Raw genomic sequence first — 15,801 nt, 5'->3', positions numbered from 1 at the left:
ATTTCCTCAGACTGCAATGAATTCCGGATCGGCCGCGGCATAGCCCGGCGCGTATTCCATAGTGGGACCTTCGGCGCGAATGCGCTCGCGCAGGCGCAGCGGCCAGAGCTTGCCGCCGGTTTCCTGGATCTCGATCAGAGCAACATCGACAACCTTGTTGTCGGCATAGGCCTGCTTGCCGATCGCCTCGAGCGCGGCTTCCGCCTCGGCATGACGAGCGACCAGCGCCCCTTGCAGCGAGGTTGCCCACTCACCATTGGCATTCCACCAGACGGCAATGCCGTCGGTCAGCCGGTTTGCGGTCAGAACCTTGTCGACCATGGATCAGCTCCTTGCAAATTCTTGAGCAGCGGTCTCCTGACGGACCAGCGGCTCGGACTGTTCGAAATTGGCGCCGGCGACGGCATCGCCTATGATAACCATGACCGGACCGCTCAGCTCATCGCGATGCTCCAGGTCCGGCAAATCTTTCAATGTGCCGTGCATCAGGCGCCGGTCGCGGCGGCTGGCGTTCTCGATGACGGCAACAGTCGTCTCAGGCGGAAGCCCGGCGTCCATCAGGCGGCCAGCAACGGATGCGGCCACCGTACGGCCCATATAGACGGCGATGGTCGCGCCGGATACGGCAAGGCTTGCCCAATCCGGCAGAACGTCGCCGGTCAGGTCGTGACCAGTGGTGAAGACCAGCGATGAAGCAACGCCGCGCAATGTCAACGGCAGCTCGAAATCGGCAGCCGCAGCAAAGGCCGAGGTGATGCCCGGAACGATCTCATAGGTAACGCCAGCGGCACGCAGGGCAGCCATCTCTTCGCCCGCCCGGCCATAGACCAGCGGATCGCCGGATTTCAGCCGCACAACGCGCTTGCCGTCGCGGCCAAGCTGCACCAGCAGATCGTTGATCTCTTCCTGGGATTTGGTATGGCAGCCCTTGCGCTTGCCGACGGAAAGACGCTCAGCGTCCCGGCGGCCCATATCAACAATGGCCTGCGGGACGAGCGCGTCATAGACGATGACATCAGCTTCCATCATCACGCGCTGGGCGCGCAGGGTCAGCAGATCTTCCGCGCCAGGACCGGCACCGACCAGCCACACATGGCCCTCGACCTTATGCATCGAGCACAGCAAGCTGTCCGCAGCGCGTTCCGCCTGCAGCAAATGGCCCGCACTGACGGCGTCAGCAACCGGACCGGAAAAAAAGCGGCGCCAGAAGACGCGGCGAGCGACGCCGCGCGGCACGAGACGATCGACGGATTTGCGATAGCTCGTCGCCAGTTCAGCGAGCTTGCCGAGCGAGGGCGAGAGTATCTGATCGATCTGCGCGCGGATCATCTGCGCCAGCACGGGGCCGGCGCCTTCGGTACCGATCGCAACGGCCACAGGGGCACGATTGACCAGCGCCGGGGTGTAAAAATCGCAATAGTCCGGCTGATCGACGGCGTTCGCCGGAATTCTTTCGGCGCGGGCGGCATCAACAATAGCGCGATCGGCTTCGGCATCGCCAGTGGCGGCGAACACGAGGGCAGCGCCCTGGACCTGATCCGGCGAAAAGGCTGCACGCACCGTCTCGATGCGGTTGGCAATCAGGAAGGAGTGATAATCGGCCTCCGGCGTCTGCGTATAGGCGACGATCTTCGCCTGCGTGTTCATCAGCAACCGCGTCTTGGCAAAGGCTTCATCACCATTGCCGAAGACAGCCGCGATCCTTCCTTCCACGCGAAAGAAGGCGGGAAACACCGAAAGCTGTTGAGTCCTGGGAGGCATTATCATTCCACTTCGAGATTGCCCGAATATCACCTTACCGGCCAGGAGATTGAAGAAACAGAAATTCTAATGCTCCGCCGAGTCCGTATTCTTTTGCTCGACATCTGTCCGATTTGAGCAAAACTCACCAGTCAGTCAGAATAGCATAAATACAGGAAATCCATAGACTTTTAGGACTTCTTGCTATCACGGATATTCCTATTGCCTGTGGCAAATGGAGTCCATACGTCATTTGCGCATTCCGCAGGGCCGACGATGCCGTTAAGATAGGGAAAAAGTTTCGGAGTGTGCCGCTTGTCCGCCAACACCATCGCCCCTCGCCTCCTCGATGTGATGGAACACGATATCCTGCCATTGACGCAAAGGGGCGTTGCTGCCGGAAACAAGGTGTTTGGCGCCGCGATCCTGCGCAAATCCGACCTGTCGCTGGTCATTGCCGAAACGAACAACGAACTCGAAAATCCGCTTTGGCATGGCGAAGTGCATGCGTTGAAGCGCTTCTACGAACTCGGCGAGAAGCCTGCGACCAAGGAGCTGATCTTCCTCTCTACGCACGAACCTTGCAGCATGTGCATGTCGGCAATCACCTGGGCCGGTTTCGATAATTTCTATTACTTCTTCAGCCATGAGGATTCCCGCGACGCCTTCGCGATCCCGCATGACCTGAAGATCCTGAAAGAAGTCTTCGGACTGGAACCGGGCGGCTATCGCCGGCAGAACGCCTTCTGGAACAGCTTTGCCGTCGCCGATCTCGTCGAAACCGAGGCGGACCCGCTGAAGGCGGCACTCAAGGAACAGACGGCGCGCATCAAGGCCGCCTATAACGCGCTCTCTGATAGCTATCAGGCGACCAAGAGAGACAACGACATTCCACTGAACTGAGATAGACAAGACTATAGAGGCCCCGATGCAAGCATCGAGAGACATATCCCGCCTGATCGAAATCATGGCGGCGCTGCGCAATCCCGAGACCGGTTGCCCCTGGGACATTGTCCAGACCTTCGAGACCATCAAGCCCTATACGATCGAGGAAGCCTACGAGGTTTCCGATGCGATCGAACGCAGGGATATGGACGATCTTTGCGAGGAGCTCGGCGATCTCCTGCTGCAGGTCGTTTTCCACGCTCGCATGGCCGAGGAAGCGGGCGAGTTCTCCTTTGGCGATGTGGTGGAAGCCATTACCCGCAAGATGATCCGCCGGCACCCGCATGTCTTTGCCGTCTCCGGCGCCGACACGCCCGACGCTGTGAAGCTGCAATGGGAGGAGATCAAGGCGGAAGAGAAGCGCGAGCGCGCCGAGCGGCGGGCGCGGCGGGGTATTGCCGAAGATTTCAAAACCGGTTTCCTCGGCTCGGTGCAGCGCACATTCCCCGCTTTGACCGAGGCCCTGAAATTGCAGGAACGCGCCGCCAAAGTCGGATTCGACTGGTCAGCACCCGAGCCGATCCTCGACAAGATCGAGGAGGAGATCGATGAATTGCGGGTGGCGCTTGCGAGCGGCGACAAGGCCAAGGTCAGCGACGAACTGGGCGACCTGATCTTCGCCGTCGTCAACATCGGGCGGCATGTGAAGGCAGATCCGGAGCAGTCATTGCGCGGCACCAACACGAAGTTCCGCCGCCGTTTCAATCACATCGAAACGACACTTGCCGCCGAAGGGGAAACCCTGGACGGCGCTTCTCTGGAACGGATGGAAGATATCTGGCAGGCGGCGAAGGCGATCGAGCGTCAGCTCGCCGAGTAGAGCAATCCAGGAAAAGTGCGAAGCGATTTTCCGTCCGGAATTGCGAAAAAACAAAAGGATAGAGCGGTTCTGCCATTCCGTGAAAAGCTGAACCGCTCGAGGACGCCTATTCCCAATCCTCACGCTGCGGCTTCGGGCCGTTGCCCATGCGCCGTTCCAGCTCCGCGGCTTCCGTCTCAGTCAAGCGCAGATCCAACGTGATCGTGCCGTCCTCGTTGTCTTCCCGGTTATCGACGATGGCGTGATTGTAAAGCCAGGGCAACAATGCCAGCTTGTCGACAGGCAGCGTGATCGTCGTCTCGGTCAGGACACCGGAAAGCCGGCGGCTGATTTCGTTCATCAGGCGATCGACGCCCTCGCCGCTCCTTGCCGAGACCGCGATCACGTTTTCGGCGGTTGATGCCTTCTGGACGATGGCATCGTGCGCCTCCGGCTCCAGTCGATCGATCTTGTTCCAGACCTCGAGGATGCGCTCCGCCCCTTCCGCCTCGCCAATGCCGAGATCGCCGAGGATGCGCATGACATCGGCGCTCTGCGCTGGGTTGTCGTCATCCGAAAGATCGCGCACATGCAGGATCAGGTCGGCTTCCAGGACTTCTTCCAGCGTAGCGCGAAAAGCGGCCACCAGATGGGTCGGCAGGTCGGAAATGAAGCCGACGGTATCGGAGAGGATCACGGTGCGGCCATGCGGCAGCTTCATGCGCCGAAGCGTCGGATCGAGCGTCGCAAACAGCATGTCCTCGGCCAGGACGCCGGCGCCGGTAATTCGGTTGAACAGCGTCGATTTGCCGGCATTGGTATAGCCCACCAATGCCACGATCGGGTGCGGCACCTTCTTGCGCTTGGCACGGTGAAGCTGACGGGTGCGCACCACTTGTTCCAGTTCGCGCTCGAGCCGGATGATCCGCTCCTGCAGCATGCGCCGGTCGGCCTCGATCTGGGTTTCACCGGGGCCGCCCATGAAGCCCGCACCGCCGCGCTGGCGCTCAAGGTGGGTCCAGCTTCGAACCAGCCGGCCTTTTTGGTAATTCAAATGTGCGAGATCGACCTGCAGCGTGCCTTCCTTGGTGGAGGCGCGGCGGCCGAAGATTTCGAGAATGAGACCCGTGCGGTCGATGACCTTGGCGTTCCATTCCTTCTCGAGGTTGCGCTGCTGTACCGGCGTCAGCGGATGATCGACGATCACCAGGCCGGCGTTAAATTCATCGAGCAGCGCGCGGATTTCCTCGATCTTGCCTGTGCCGAGAAGCGTCGCTGGACGCGGATCGCTGATCGGCACGATCGAGCCATTGACAACGTCCAGGTCGATGGCAAGCGCCAGACCCTTGGCTTCTTCGAGCCGGCTTTCGGGGGAACGTGTAGTCGTCGTCGCACCATCTGCCTGCGCGGTGCGCGATGCGCGCGCCTGCTTCAGGACAGGCACAATGACGACAGCATGCGTATCATCCCGATGCTTTGCTGTTTCCGGGATGATGGAATCGTTTTTCGTATCGCGTGTCGTGATAACGGCAAATCCTAGTTAGGATGCGACTTCTTCGCTCTCGAACATCTGCATCGGTTGGCCAGGCATGATCGTCGAGATCGCATGCTTGTAGACGAGCTGAGAATGGCCGTCTCGGCGCAGCAGGACGCAGAAATTGTCAAAAGACGTAACAACGCCCGTGAGCTTTACGCCATTGATCAAAAAGATTGTGAGTGAAATCTTTTGCTTGCGAACAGTATTGAGAAATAGGTCCTGCAAGTTCTGAGAACGTTCCGCCATCGCGCCGCTTCTTTCTTTTTTGCCGGCCTAAGCCGGTGAAATATCAAGGTATACTGAGACCCCGGACAGGAGATACCCTCATTCTCCCCTCTCCAGCGAATGTTGGTATCAAATCGCAGTCTTTTCCGCAACGTCGAAAAAGGCTTCGCGAATTTTCTGCGAAACGCTTCCCGGATGACCGTTGGCGATCGTCTCGCCATCGATGGCGACCACGGGAAAACAAATGCTTGTGGCCGCCGTGATGAACACTTCGCGCGCCGCCATCATCTCCTCGACGGAGAAAAACCGCTCGACGATGGGAAGCTCCAATTTCGCGGCAACGTCGATCAGCGTCGTGCGCGTGATGCCGCGCAGAATGCCGTGCTCGGCCGGACGCGTGACCAGGTTGCCATCGGAATCGACGATCCAGACGTTGGTCGCTGCCCCCTCCTTCACCATGCCGTTGTGGTCGATATAGATGGCTTCCTGCGCGCCGGCTTCCTTGGCCTGCTGGCGAGCCAGCGCGTTCGACAGAAGCCCGACCGACTTGATGTCGACCCGATCCCAACGGTTGTCGCGCACGGTAATCGCCTTGATGCCATTGGCATTTTTCTTGGCGATGATGGACGGATCGGTGCTCTTTGCGGTGACGACGATCGAGGACGGCGTCCCTGGGGCCGGGAAAACATGATCACGCCGGGCAACACCGCGCGTGACCTGCAGATAGAAAAGGCCGTAGCGGACATGATTGCGGCGCAGAGTCTCGCGAATCACATGGATCAATGCCGCGCGGCTCATTGGCCAGGCGATGCGCAGCTCACCGAGGGAGCGGTTGAGACGGTCGAGATGCCGGGTCAGATCGACGATCAGGCCGTGACGGACCTCGCAAACCTCGTAGACGCCGTCGGCGAATTGATAACCGCGATCCTCCACATGGACCATCGCGTCGCTGTGCTTGACGTAACGGCCGTTCACATAAGCTATTCTCGGCATGGCGGACCCTGAGCAGAGTTTTATAAGGACATGAAGGAGTTGCGCGGCAGGTCGTCACCGCCGCGCAAATGATTTCAGACGCCGAGCGACTTCAGCTTGCGATGCAGCGCGGAACGCTCCATGCCGACGAACTCGGCCGTGCGCGAAATATTGCCGCCAAAGCGGTTGATCTGGGCAATCAGATAGTCGCGCTCGAACATTTCACGCGCTTCGCGCAACGGCAACGTCATGATGTGATAGTCGTTCTTGGCGGAGACCTTCGGCAGCATGTCGCCAAGATCGGTCGGCAACATCTCCGCCGTAATCGGCGTATCCGGGCCATCGGTGCGCGCCAGGATCATCAGGCGTTCGATATTGTTGCGAAGCTGGCGAATATTGCCCGGCCAATCATGCGCCTGCAGCACCGCCATGGCGTCGTCGCCGATCCGGCGCGAGCGGATGCCGGCCTGCTCGGAAATCTGCCGCATCAACTGGTCGACAAGGAATGGAATATCCTCGCGCCGCTCGGCGAGAGCAGGCACCCGCACCGGCACCACGGCCAGGCGATGATAGAGATCTTCGCGGAACAGGCTTTCGGCGATCCGGCTCTCCAGATTGTAGGCCGTCGACGATATGATGCGCACATCGACTTTTACCCGCTTCGAGCCGCCGACGCGCTCGAATTGCTGATCGACCAGCACGCGCAGGATCTTGTTCTGCGTCTCGCGCGGCATCTCGCCGACTTCGTCGAGATAGAGGATGCCCCGATGCGCCTCTTCCAGCGCGCCGATCTTGCGTGGCTGGCCGGGCGAACCCTCGGTCCCGAACAGGGCGATCTCCATGCGTTCGGGCGTGATCGTTGCGGCATTCAAGGCGACGAAAGGACCATTGGCGCGCGACGACTTCTTGTGAATCATACGGGCCACCAGCTCCTTGCCGGAACCGGAGGGGCCGAAGATCATCACGCGGCTATTGGTGGGAGAGACCTTGTCGATGGTCTGGCGAAGCTGCGAAACGGCAACCGACGTGCCGATCAGCTCGACGGCATCACCGGTGCGGCGCTTGAGCTCCGAGACCTCGCGCTTCAGCTTGGAATTTTCCAGCGCCCGTTCGGCGATCAGGATCAGCCGGTCTGCCTTGAACGGCTTCTCGATGAAATCGAAGGCGCCGCGCTTGATGGCGGAGACGGCGGTTTCGATGTTGCCGTGGCCGGAGATCATCACGACAGGCAGCTCCGGATGCCGTGTCTTGATCTCATCCAGCAGCGACAGGCCGTCGAGCTTGCTGCCCTGCATCCAGATATCGAGGAAGATCAGCCGCGGCGCGCGGTCGGAGATCGCCGCCAAAGCGCTGTCACTATCAAACGCAGTGCGAGTCTCATGCCCCTCATCTGAAAGAATTCCCGAAACGATTTCGCGGATATCTTCCTCATCATCCACCACGAGAATATCAGATGCCATATACGCTTTCCTTGTCACTTGCTGTCTGGGCGACGGCGGCCTGCTCACGACGCGGCAAATGCACGCGGATCATGGCACCCCTGCCCTGGTCGAAATCGGCGGGAGCATCATGCAATTCGAGCTGCCCGCCATGGTCTTCAATGATCTTCTTGACGATCGCGAGACCGAGGCCCGTCCCCTTCTCGCGCATCGTCATGTAAGGTTCGAGAATGCTGTGCCGATTCTCGACCGGCAGGCCGCGGCCATTGTCGATGACGTCGACCGTAAAGCGATCGCGCTCAGCATCCAGGGATGAACGTACAAGGACCTTAGGCTCCTCGCGGGTCTCGCCGCTCGGCACGCCCTCGATCGCCTCGACGGCGTTCTTTATGAGATTGCCGAAAGCCTGACCCAGCATGCGCGTGTCAAACATGCCTTCCAGTCGCTCGTCCCCGAGTTCGCGCTCGAACTTGACGTGATTGTTGCCCATTTCGCGTAGGAACACCGCGTCGCGCAGGATGTCGCGCAGATCGCTCGGTTCCATCGTCGGTTTCGGCATGCGGGCAAATGACGAGAATTCATCGACCATGCGACCGATATCGCCCACCTGGCGGATGATCGTGTCGGTACATTGATCAAAGACCGGGCGATCGGCCTCGGCGATATTCTTGCCGAAGCGGCGGCGGATGCGTTCGGCGGAAAGCTGGATCGGCGTCAGCGGGTTCTTGATCTCATGCGCGATACGGCGGGCGACATCGGCCCAAGCGGTCGAGCGCTGGGCGATGACCAGATCGGTGATGTCGTCGAGCGTGATGACGTAGGATTCATTCGCGTCGCGCGACTCCTCGCGCGTCACCTGGACGCTCAGCGTCCGCACCGTACCGCCGCGCACCAGGCTGATCTGCTTGCGGAAATCATTGCGATGCCGGGTCGTCGCTTCCGTCACCACCTGCTCGACCTCAGGGGCTATCTCCGCCAGGTTCTTGCCGACAAGCTCATCGCTCTTCAGGGTCAGCAGCTCTTCGGCAGATGTGTTGGCAATGGTGATGCGCCGGTCGTGTTCGACGCCGATCACGGCCGCAGTGACGCCGGAGAGCACCGCTTCGATGAAGCGGCGGCGGTCATCCACCTCGTCCTTGGCTTCAAGAATCTCGTCGCGTTGGGTGCGTATCTCCGCGATCATCTTGTTGAAGGTGCGCGACAGGCTGCCGACGTCGCCATCGGCCGCGCGCACCGGCACCAGCACATTCATGTTGCCGGAGGCGACATTGTCGGCTGCACTGATCAAAAGCCGGATCGGCCGAACGATGCGGTCGGCAACCGCGATCGCGGTCCAGATCGCCGCCAGAAGCACGATCAGCGCAAAGCCGATATAGAGCACGGCAAAGGCGATCTGCAGGGACATGCGTCCTGCTTCCATCGCCTTGTATTCGGCCGTGTTGTCTTCGACCATGCGCATCGCGTTCATGACGCGCGGATCGACGGCCCGGACGGTATAGAGGAAGGAGCCGGGAATCTCGTCCAGTTTGAGGATGGCGCCGACGAGGTTGGTCACTCCGGGCGGTATGAGCGTCGGCTGGCCGTCCGCGGAGGCGTCGAGCGCATCCTTCGGAATGGCCGGCAGCGGACGCTCAGTCTTGATGTCGGCCTGAACGATCGCGCTGCCGTCACGGCGCACCAGAAACGCGCCCAGCAAACCGCGGCCCTTGGCCTGGCGGGTCATCAGATCGGCAAAACCGGTGCGGTCGAGGCTGTAGAGCGTGCGATTGCGCTCCAGATCGTTCGCCATGGAAACGGTCTGGCCCTGCAGGTAGCTGGCGTTCTCCATCAGGTAGGCTTGGGCGACATTCTGCGAGGAACTGATGATCTGCTGCGTGCGCAGCGCAAACCAGCGGTCTAGGCCGACATTCAGCGTCAAGCTGGCGACAATGGCCACGAGGATCGCCGGGGTGATCGCAACGATGGAAAAGAGAACGACGATGCGGATATGCAGACGCGCCGCCGCGCGGCCGCGACTGCGCGCTTTCACAAGGCGCGCAACTTCGCGTGCGATCAGGGCGATCAGCCCCAGAACGAACAGGCCGTTGATCACAACGGAGGTGAAGACGACAGAGGATGTAGGGGCAATCGGTGTCAGCCCCAGAAGCATCAGAAGCGTCGCAATCGCGCACAAAAGCGCGCCGCCGGCCAAGATCAGGCCAGGGAGGGCGAAGGATGCTCGACGGTCCGTCACTTTGACGACCGCCTCGTCGCTCGCTTGCGGCGACACCGCGTCCTGCTTCATTCCCATCGTCTCCGGGCCCAGGCGGCGGTCGGCGCCTTGGCCAAAATTGCATCAGCACCGTTTTGGCAGCAGCAGGAGTGACAGGCAAAGGTGGGAACCGTCATCCGGCCTCGCGCTCGACGCAAAACCTCCGCTTCAAATCATTGGAACAATGAACTGAAACTGCTGAACAATTTCCCCTTGCGCGGGAACACACCCGACGAATCATGACCATTAAAACAGTGAACCGGCTGCGTGACCTTTAAGCAACGCATTGTGGCGAAAATGCAACGCATCCGATCACATTGTCAAGCCGTCCGGGAGCTTCGATAGACGGAAACACCCAGTTCTCTGATCTTTTTGCGCAGTGTATTGCGGTTGAGACCGAGCAGATCGGCGGCTTTGATCTGATTGCCGCGGGTTGCGGTCAATGCCGCAAGGATCAGCGGATATTCCATTTCGGTGAGGATGCGATCATAGAGCCCGGGCGGCGGCAGATTGTCGCCGAAGCTCGCGAAATAGGTGCGCATATTCTCCTCGACCGCCTGGGCGATGGTCATATTCCCCGTGCGGACCGGGCCTTTTTCGATCGGACTGTCGGGCACATCAGCCCGCAGCTCGGCATCGATGATCTCCTTGGTGATGACATCCTGCGGATAGAGCGCCATCAGCCGACGGATAAGATTTTCCAGCTCACGCACGTTGCCAGGCCAGGGATAGGCCTTCATCAGTTCCAGAGCTTCCTGGTCGAAACGCTTGGAGCCCAGCCCCTCTTTCTCAGCCTGCTGAACGAAATGGCGGACGAGATCGGGAATATCCTCAGCACGATCGCGCAGCGGCGGCAGGCGCAGCGGCACGACGTTGAGGCGGTAATAGAGGTCCTCGCGGAAGAGGCCCTGATTAATCGCCTGCTTCAAATCCTTGTTGGTGGCGGCAACGATACGGACGTCGGTGCGGATCGGCGTACGGCCGCCAACGGTCGTATATTCGCCCTGCTGCAGGACGCGCAGCAGACGGGTCTGAGCGTCCATCGGCATATCGCCGATTTCGTCGAGAAACAGCGTGCCGCCCTCGGCCTGCTCGAAGCGACCGGTCGAGCGCGTCTGCGCGCCGGTGAAGGCGCCCTTCTCATGACCGAACAATTCCGATTCGATCAGGTCGCGCGGGATTGCCGCCATGTTGATGGCGACGAAGGGGCCATTGCGGCGCTTGCCGTAATCATGCAGCGCGCGGGCGACGAGCTCCTTGCCGGTGCCGGATTCGCCGGTGATCATCAGCGTCAGATCGGTCTGCATCAGACGCGCCAGCACACGGTAGATTTCCTGCATGGCGGCAGAGCGGCCGACCAGCGGCATTCCGTCCTGTATGTCGTCGTCGAGCTTGGCGGGCTTGCGCTTCGGTTCGGACAAAGCGCGGCCGATAATGGCGATCAGCTCCGTCAGGTCGAAGGGCTTCGGCAGATAATCATAAGCGCCCTTTTCAGAGGCCTTGATCGCCGTCATGAAGGTATTCTGCGCACTCATGACCAGAACGGGCAGCTCCGGCCTCGCCTTCTTGATACGCGGCAACAGATCGAAGGCGTTTTCGTCAGGCATCACGACGTCGGTTACAACGAGGTCGCCTTCGCCGGCGGAAACCCAACGCCAGAGCGTGGCGGCATTGGATGTGATGCGCACATCATAACCCGCGCGGCTCAAGGCTTGATTGAGCACGGTGCGGATGGCCGCATCGTCATCGGCGACAAGGATCGTAGCTGTCATCGAGTAGTCCCTGTGGAGTTCGGAAGAGGAGCATCTTCAAGCGTGATGCCTTTGGAGGCCGGCATCAGGACGCGGAAAGTGGTGCGGTGATTCTGGCTATCGCATTCGACGATGCCGCCATGATCGCCGATGATCTTGGCGACCAGCGCGAGGCCGAGGCCGGTCCCGTTCGTCTTCGTCGTGATGAACGGATCGAAGAGATGCGGCAGAAGATCGGAGGGCACGCCCGGGCCGTTGTCGATCACGCAGAATTCCAGCGGCAGCGAAATCTTTTCGCGCGTGCCGGCCACGGAAAGGCGGATACCCGGGCGATAGGCCGTCGTCAGCATGATCTCGCCATCCGGCCGATCGCCGATGGCTTCGGCAGCATTCTTCACCAGATTGAGAAAGACCTGCACGAGCTGGTCTCTATTGGCATAAACAGCCGGCAATGACGGGTCATAATTCTCGGTGACTTTGATATTGCGCGCAAAACCGGCCTTGGCGACCGCCTTCACGTGATCAAGGACGGAATGGATGTTGACCGGCACACGGTCGATCGGACGCTCATCGGAAAAGACCTCCATGCGGTCGACCAGCGAGACGATGCGATCGGTCTCGTCGCAGATGAGGCGCGTCAACCCGCGATCATCATCCTCCACCGATTGTTCGAGCAATTGGGCCGCACCGCGGATGCCGGAAAGCGGGTTTTTGATCTCATGCGCCAGCATCGACGCAAGACCAGTTACCGAACGGGCGGCGGCACGGTGCGTCAATTGCCGGTCGATCTTGTCGGCCATCGACCGTTCCTGAAAGACGATCACCACAGAGCCGGGTTCGCTCGAAACCGGCGCGACATAAATGTCCACGAGCTTGTCCTGGCCGAGACGCGGCGAGCTGAGATCGACGCGATATTCGTTGACCGGGCCGCGGCGTTCGCGCACCTGATCGATCAGCGCCAGCAGCGGACTGCCGAAGGGAATGAAGGTGGAAATCTCATAGCGCGACAGATGAGAGGCGCTGGCGCCGAAAAAGGCTTCGGCCTCCCAGTTAGCAAAGGCGATCAGGCCGGCCTCGTTGACCATCACGACCGGGTTCTGGATCGCGTTGAGAACGGCCATGGCCACGCTGCCCATGTGATCCGCGGCTCCGGAATCGGATTTGGAACTCATGCGGCCTCCTGGACGCCTTGGGCGAGATCGGACGCGGTCCGCAGAGCCGCATGGAACAATGCCGCCACTTCCCGGCTGTCTTTCGAAGTCATGATCCCTGCCTTTTCAGCGCCTGTTATGGTGGGAGCGTAACGGTCCAGATACCAGCCGAGATGTTTACGGGCATGGCGAATGCCAACGGCTTCGCCATAGAACGCGAGCATCATCTGATAATGCTCCAAGGCGATATCGGCGATCTCGCTGCGGTCCGGGTGGCGATGGCCGGCAAGCACGCCCGCGTGCCACGGCCGCCCCTGACAGCCGCGACCGACCATGACCGCATCAGCGCCGGAGCGGCGAAGTATCTCAAGCACATCCTCAGACGTGTCGACATCGCCGTTGGCGACCAGTGGAATGGAGACGACATCGCGAACGGCGCGGATCGCATCCCAATCCGCCCTGCCCTCGTAGAACTGCATGCGCGTGCGACCGTGGATGGTCACGAGCTGGATTCCAGCTTCCTCGGCTCGGCGGGCGATATGCGGCGCGTTGATGGTATTTTCGTCCCAGCCGAGCCGCATCTTCAGCGTCACAGGAATATCGACCGCCTTAACCGTCGCCTCGACCAGGCTCAGCGCGTGATCCGGATCGCGCATCAGCGCCGAGCCGGAATAGCCGCCGATGACCTTCTTGGCCGGGCATCCCATATTGATGTCGATGATGTCAGCGCCATTGTCGGCGGCAATTTTCGCCGCCTCGGCCATCCAATGCGCCTCGCGGCCGGCCAGTTGCACCATATGCGGCTTCAGGCCGGCACTTCTCAGGCGCGCCCAGGATTCCGCCGTGTCCTGCACCAATTCACGGCTGGCGACCATTTCCGTCACGACCAGGCCGGCCCCATAGCGCAAGGCGAGCTGCCGGAAAGGCAAATCGGTGACCCCCGACATCGGCGCGAGGATCACGCGATTGCGGATGGGCACTGGGCCGATGGAAAATGGGGCTGCAAGCTCGGACGGAAACAAATGATTATCTTTCAGGCACACCATATATTTGCACTATTTTTAGACAGTCTTGCGAAGCTTGCCAAGAGGTTTCGGAGAACGCCGATATTTTTTGGGCAAATGCTGGAAAATACCCATTCGAGGCGATAGACCCTGCTGGAGCGAGATCCCGCTTTGGCGATCTGCTTATCATGATCCTACCCAAGAACCGCTTCACACTTTTGGGGATCATGCCGGAGCGAAAGCCTTTCATCCCTGGGGGTTTATGACGCAAATGCACTCATTGCAACCGATGTCGATCGGAATCGTGATCGTTGCAGCCGGACGTGGCGAGCGGGCGGGATCGCCCGAAGAAGGTCCGAAGCAATATCGCCCGATCGGCGGCCGGTCGGTTATTGCGCATACGCTTGAAAAATTCGTGACATGGCCGCAGGCGGCAAAGATCGTGGTTGTCATTCATCGCGACGACGAGACATTGCTCCAAGCCGCGCTGCAACAGGCTGCCGATTCGTCCGAGGTCGAGATTGCTTTTGGCGGCGTGTCCCGTCAGCAATCGGTGCTTGCGGGGTTGCGGAAACTGGAAAATGCCGGCGTCACGCATGTCATGATCCATGATGCCGTACGCCCCTTCTTCGACCATGATCTGCTCGATCGCGTCGCCGCCGCGCTGGCTGCCGGTGCACCTGCCGTGCTGCCTGCCATGCCCGTGACGGATACGCTGAAACGGGCCGATGCGGCTGGACTAGTAACCGAAACCGTACCCCGCTCGGGCCTTTACGCCGCGCAGACACCGCAGTCTTTCCGATACGCCGATATTCTAGCGGCGCATGAAAAAGCCGCCGCCGAGAATAAGACGGATTTCACCGACGATGCCGCGATCGCCGAATGGAACGGCCTGCCGGTGACGCTCGTTGCCGGCAGTTCGGACAATGTGAAATTGACGATCAAAAGGGATATCGCCATGGCCGATGAAAAGCTTTCCGCAGGCCTGCTGCCGGATGTGCGCACTGGCAACGGCTACGATGTCCACCAGCTCGAGCCGGGCGACGGCGTAACACTTTGCGGCGTCTTCATTTCGCATGACCAAAAGCTGAAGGGCCATTCCGACGCCGATGTCGCCCTGCACGCGCTGACGGACGCCTTGCTCGCCACCTGTGGCGCCGGCGATATAGGCGACCATTTTCCGCCCTCCGATCCGCAATGGAAGGGCGCCCCCTCCCGCATCTTCATCGAACATGCGGCAAAGATCGTGCGCGATCACGGCGGCACCATCATGAATGCCGATATCTCGTTGATTGCCGAAGCGCCGAAGGTCGGACCGCACCGTGAGGCGATGCGCGCGAAACTCGCCGAGTTCCTGGGAATCAGCCTGGAGCGCTGCTCGGTGAAGGCGACCACAAACGAAAAGATCGGCTTCGTTGGCCGCCGCGAGGGCATCGCAGCTATCGCGACGGCAACGGTGGTTTATCGCGGAGGCAAGGCATGACGCATTTTCCCGACGATATTCTCGCGCTCGCCCAGGGCATCATCACCGATTTCGCCGCCAAAGGCTGGATGGTCGCCACGGCGGAATCCTGCACCGGCGGGCTGATCGCGGGCGCTTTGACGGAAATTCCCGGTTCCTCAGCCGTCGTCGACCGCGGCTTCGTGACCTATACGAATACGGCGAAGATGGACATGCTCGGCGTGCAGGAGCAGACGCTCGTGCAGTTCGGTGCTGTTTCCAGGGAGACGGCGCTGCAGATGGTGCATGGCGCCCTTTTCCGCTCCCGGGCTGACTTTGCCGTCGCAGTCACCGGTGTTGCCGGACCCGCTGGCGGCTCTGCGGAAAAGCCCGTGGGGCTGGTCCACCTCGCCGCCAAGGCGCGTAACGGCGCACTCATCCATCATGAAATGCGCTATGGCGATATCGGCCGCGACAAGGTTCGGCTCGCCACCTTGAAGACCGCATTGGAAATGCTGATCACTCTCGGCAAGTAATGCCTAACTC

At 60.5% G+C, this 15,801-nt stretch carries 14 protein-coding genes; 4 read left to right on the top strand and 10 right to left on the bottom strand.

The genetic code is table 11. From position 1 onward, the window contains the following. Nucleotides 1-6: 6 nt before the first annotated feature. Complete coding sequence (locus tag PH547_RS01100) at nucleotides 7-321, bottom strand: DUF2849 domain-containing protein (protein ID WP_104823017.1); 315 nt, start codon at nucleotides 319-321, stop codon at nucleotides 7-9. Between the two features lie 3 nt (nucleotides 322-324). Then, entirely contained in the window at nucleotides 325-1,761 is a 1,437-nt protein-coding gene (cysG, locus tag PH547_RS01095; RefSeq protein ID WP_104823016.1) for a siroheme synthase CysG, read from the bottom strand. A 294-nt stretch (nucleotides 1,762-2,055) separates the two neighbouring features. Here cysG and PH547_RS01090 point away from each other — a divergent pair, with 294 nt between their 5' ends. Both PH547_RS01090 and mazG read left to right on the top strand, forming a co-directional pair. Next, entirely contained in the window at nucleotides 2,056-2,643 is a 588-nt protein-coding gene (locus PH547_RS01090; RefSeq protein ID WP_285167282.1) for a nucleoside deaminase, read from the top strand. 25 nt (nucleotides 2,644-2,668) lie between these two features. Next, nucleotides 2,669-3,505: a nucleoside triphosphate pyrophosphohydrolase gene (mazG, locus tag PH547_RS01085; RefSeq protein WP_283050311.1), complete on the top strand. Its 837-nt coding sequence runs from the start codon at nucleotides 2,669-2,671 to the stop codon at nucleotides 3,503-3,505. A gap of 106 nt (nucleotides 3,506-3,611) precedes the next feature. Here mazG and hflX read toward each other — a convergent pair whose 3' ends face one another. From hflX to dusB, 8 genes are all read right to left on the bottom strand, one after another. Further along, on the bottom strand, nucleotides 3,612-4,976 hold the full coding sequence (gene hflX, locus PH547_RS01080) for a GTPase HflX (protein WP_199773572.1): 1,365 nt from the start codon (nucleotides 4,974-4,976) through the stop codon (nucleotides 3,612-3,614). Nucleotides 4,977-5,024: 48 nt separating this feature from the next. Continuing rightward, nucleotides 5,025-5,267 (bottom strand): RNA chaperone Hfq, encoded by a 243-nt coding sequence (gene hfq / locus PH547_RS01075; RefSeq protein WP_007693481.1) that lies wholly within the window; start codon nucleotides 5,265-5,267, stop codon nucleotides 5,025-5,027. Nucleotides 5,268-5,375: 108 nt separating this feature from the next. Then, nucleotides 5,376-6,239: a D-amino-acid transaminase gene (locus tag PH547_RS01070; protein WP_285167281.1), complete on the bottom strand. Its 864-nt coding sequence runs from the start codon at nucleotides 6,237-6,239 to the stop codon at nucleotides 5,376-5,378. A 74-nt stretch (nucleotides 6,240-6,313) separates the two neighbouring features. Continuing rightward, on the bottom strand, nucleotides 6,314-7,678 hold the full coding sequence (gene ntrX / locus PH547_RS01065) for a nitrogen assimilation response regulator NtrX (protein ID WP_104823011.1): 1,365 nt from the start codon (nucleotides 7,676-7,678) through the stop codon (nucleotides 6,314-6,316). Next, a complete protein-coding gene (locus PH547_RS01060; protein WP_104823010.1) occupies nucleotides 7,668-9,941 on the bottom strand; it encodes a sensor histidine kinase NtrY-like in 2,274 nt (757 codons plus the stop codon). The genes ntrX and PH547_RS01060 overlap by 11 nt, the downstream gene beginning before the upstream one ends. 287 nt (nucleotides 9,942-10,228) lie before the next feature. After that, the gene (gene ntrC / locus PH547_RS01055; protein WP_104823009.1) at nucleotides 10,229-11,680 is read right to left on the bottom strand and encodes a nitrogen regulation protein NR(I); all 1,452 of its coding nucleotides are present in this window, start codon (nucleotides 11,678-11,680) and stop codon (nucleotides 10,229-10,231) included. After that, entirely contained in the window at nucleotides 11,677-12,831 is a 1,155-nt protein-coding gene (locus PH547_RS01050; protein WP_104823008.1) for a two-component system sensor histidine kinase NtrB, read from the bottom strand. The genes ntrC and PH547_RS01050 overlap by 4 nt, the downstream gene beginning before the upstream one ends. Continuing rightward, nucleotides 12,828-13,856, bottom strand: a complete 1,029-nt coding sequence (gene dusB / locus PH547_RS01045; RefSeq protein ID WP_285167277.1) for a tRNA dihydrouridine synthase DusB — start codon at nucleotides 13,854-13,856, stop codon at nucleotides 12,828-12,830. Before dusB ends, PH547_RS01050 begins: the two co-directional genes overlap by 4 nt. Nucleotides 13,857-14,076: 220 nt before the next feature. Between dusB and PH547_RS01040 the strand changes: the two genes are divergently transcribed. Next, on the top strand, nucleotides 14,077-15,297 hold the full coding sequence (locus PH547_RS01040) for a bifunctional 2-C-methyl-D-erythritol 4-phosphate cytidylyltransferase/2-C-methyl-D-erythritol 2,4-cyclodiphosphate synthase (protein WP_104823006.1): 1,221 nt from the start codon (nucleotides 14,077-14,079) through the stop codon (nucleotides 15,295-15,297). Next, nucleotides 15,294-15,791: a CinA family protein gene (locus PH547_RS01035; protein ID WP_104823005.1), complete on the top strand. Its 498-nt coding sequence runs from the start codon at nucleotides 15,294-15,296 to the stop codon at nucleotides 15,789-15,791. The genes PH547_RS01040 and PH547_RS01035 overlap by 4 nt, the downstream gene beginning before the upstream one ends. Nucleotides 15,792-15,801 lie beyond the last annotated feature (10 nt).

This window comes from Rhizobium cerradonense (assembly GCF_030182455.1).
Taxonomy (GTDB): domain Bacteria; phylum Pseudomonadota; class Alphaproteobacteria; order Rhizobiales; family Rhizobiaceae; genus Rhizobium.
The sequence above is the reverse complement of the archived record's forward strand: the minus strand, read 5'-3'. Positions and strand labels throughout refer to the sequence as shown.

Bases quoted from the DNA above. Each gene is read 5' to 3' on its own strand.
- PH547_RS01100 (WP_104823017.1), bottom strand. From the start codon at position 321: ATGGTCGACAAGGTTCTGACCGCAAACCGGCTGACCGACGGCATTGCC.
- cysG (WP_104823016.1), bottom strand. From the start codon at position 1,761: ATGCCTCCCAGGACTCAACAGCTTTCGGTGTTTCCCGCCTTCTTTCGC.
- mazG (WP_283050311.1), top strand. From the start codon at position 2,669: ATGCAAGCATCGAGAGACATATCCCGCCTGATCGAAATCATGGCGGCG.
- hfq (WP_007693481.1), bottom strand. From the start codon at position 5,267: ATGGCGGAACGTTCTCAGAACTTGCAGGACCTATTTCTCAATACTGTT.
- PH547_RS01070 (WP_285167281.1), bottom strand. From the start codon at position 6,239: ATGCCGAGAATAGCTTATGTGAACGGCCGTTACGTCAAGCACAGCGAC.
- ntrX (WP_104823011.1), bottom strand. From the start codon at position 7,678: ATGGCATCTGATATTCTCGTGGTGGATGATGAGGAAGATATCCGCGAA.
- PH547_RS01060 (WP_104823010.1), bottom strand. From the start codon at position 9,941: ATGAAGCAGGACGCGGTGTCGCCGCAAGCGAGCGACGAGGCGGTCGTC.
- ntrC (WP_104823009.1), bottom strand. From the start codon at position 11,680: ATGACAGCTACGATCCTTGTCGCCGATGACGATGCGGCCATCCGCACC.
- PH547_RS01050 (WP_104823008.1), bottom strand. From the start codon at position 12,831: ATGAGTTCCAAATCCGATTCCGGAGCCGCGGATCACATGGGCAGCGTG.
- dusB (WP_285167277.1), bottom strand. From the start codon at position 13,856: ATGGTGTGCCTGAAAGATAATCATTTGTTTCCGTCCGAGCTTGCAGCC.
- PH547_RS01040 (WP_104823006.1), top strand. From the start codon at position 14,077: ATGACGCAAATGCACTCATTGCAACCGATGTCGATCGGAATCGTGATC.
- PH547_RS01035 (WP_104823005.1), top strand. From the start codon at position 15,294: ATGACGCATTTTCCCGACGATATTCTCGCGCTCGCCCAGGGCATCATC.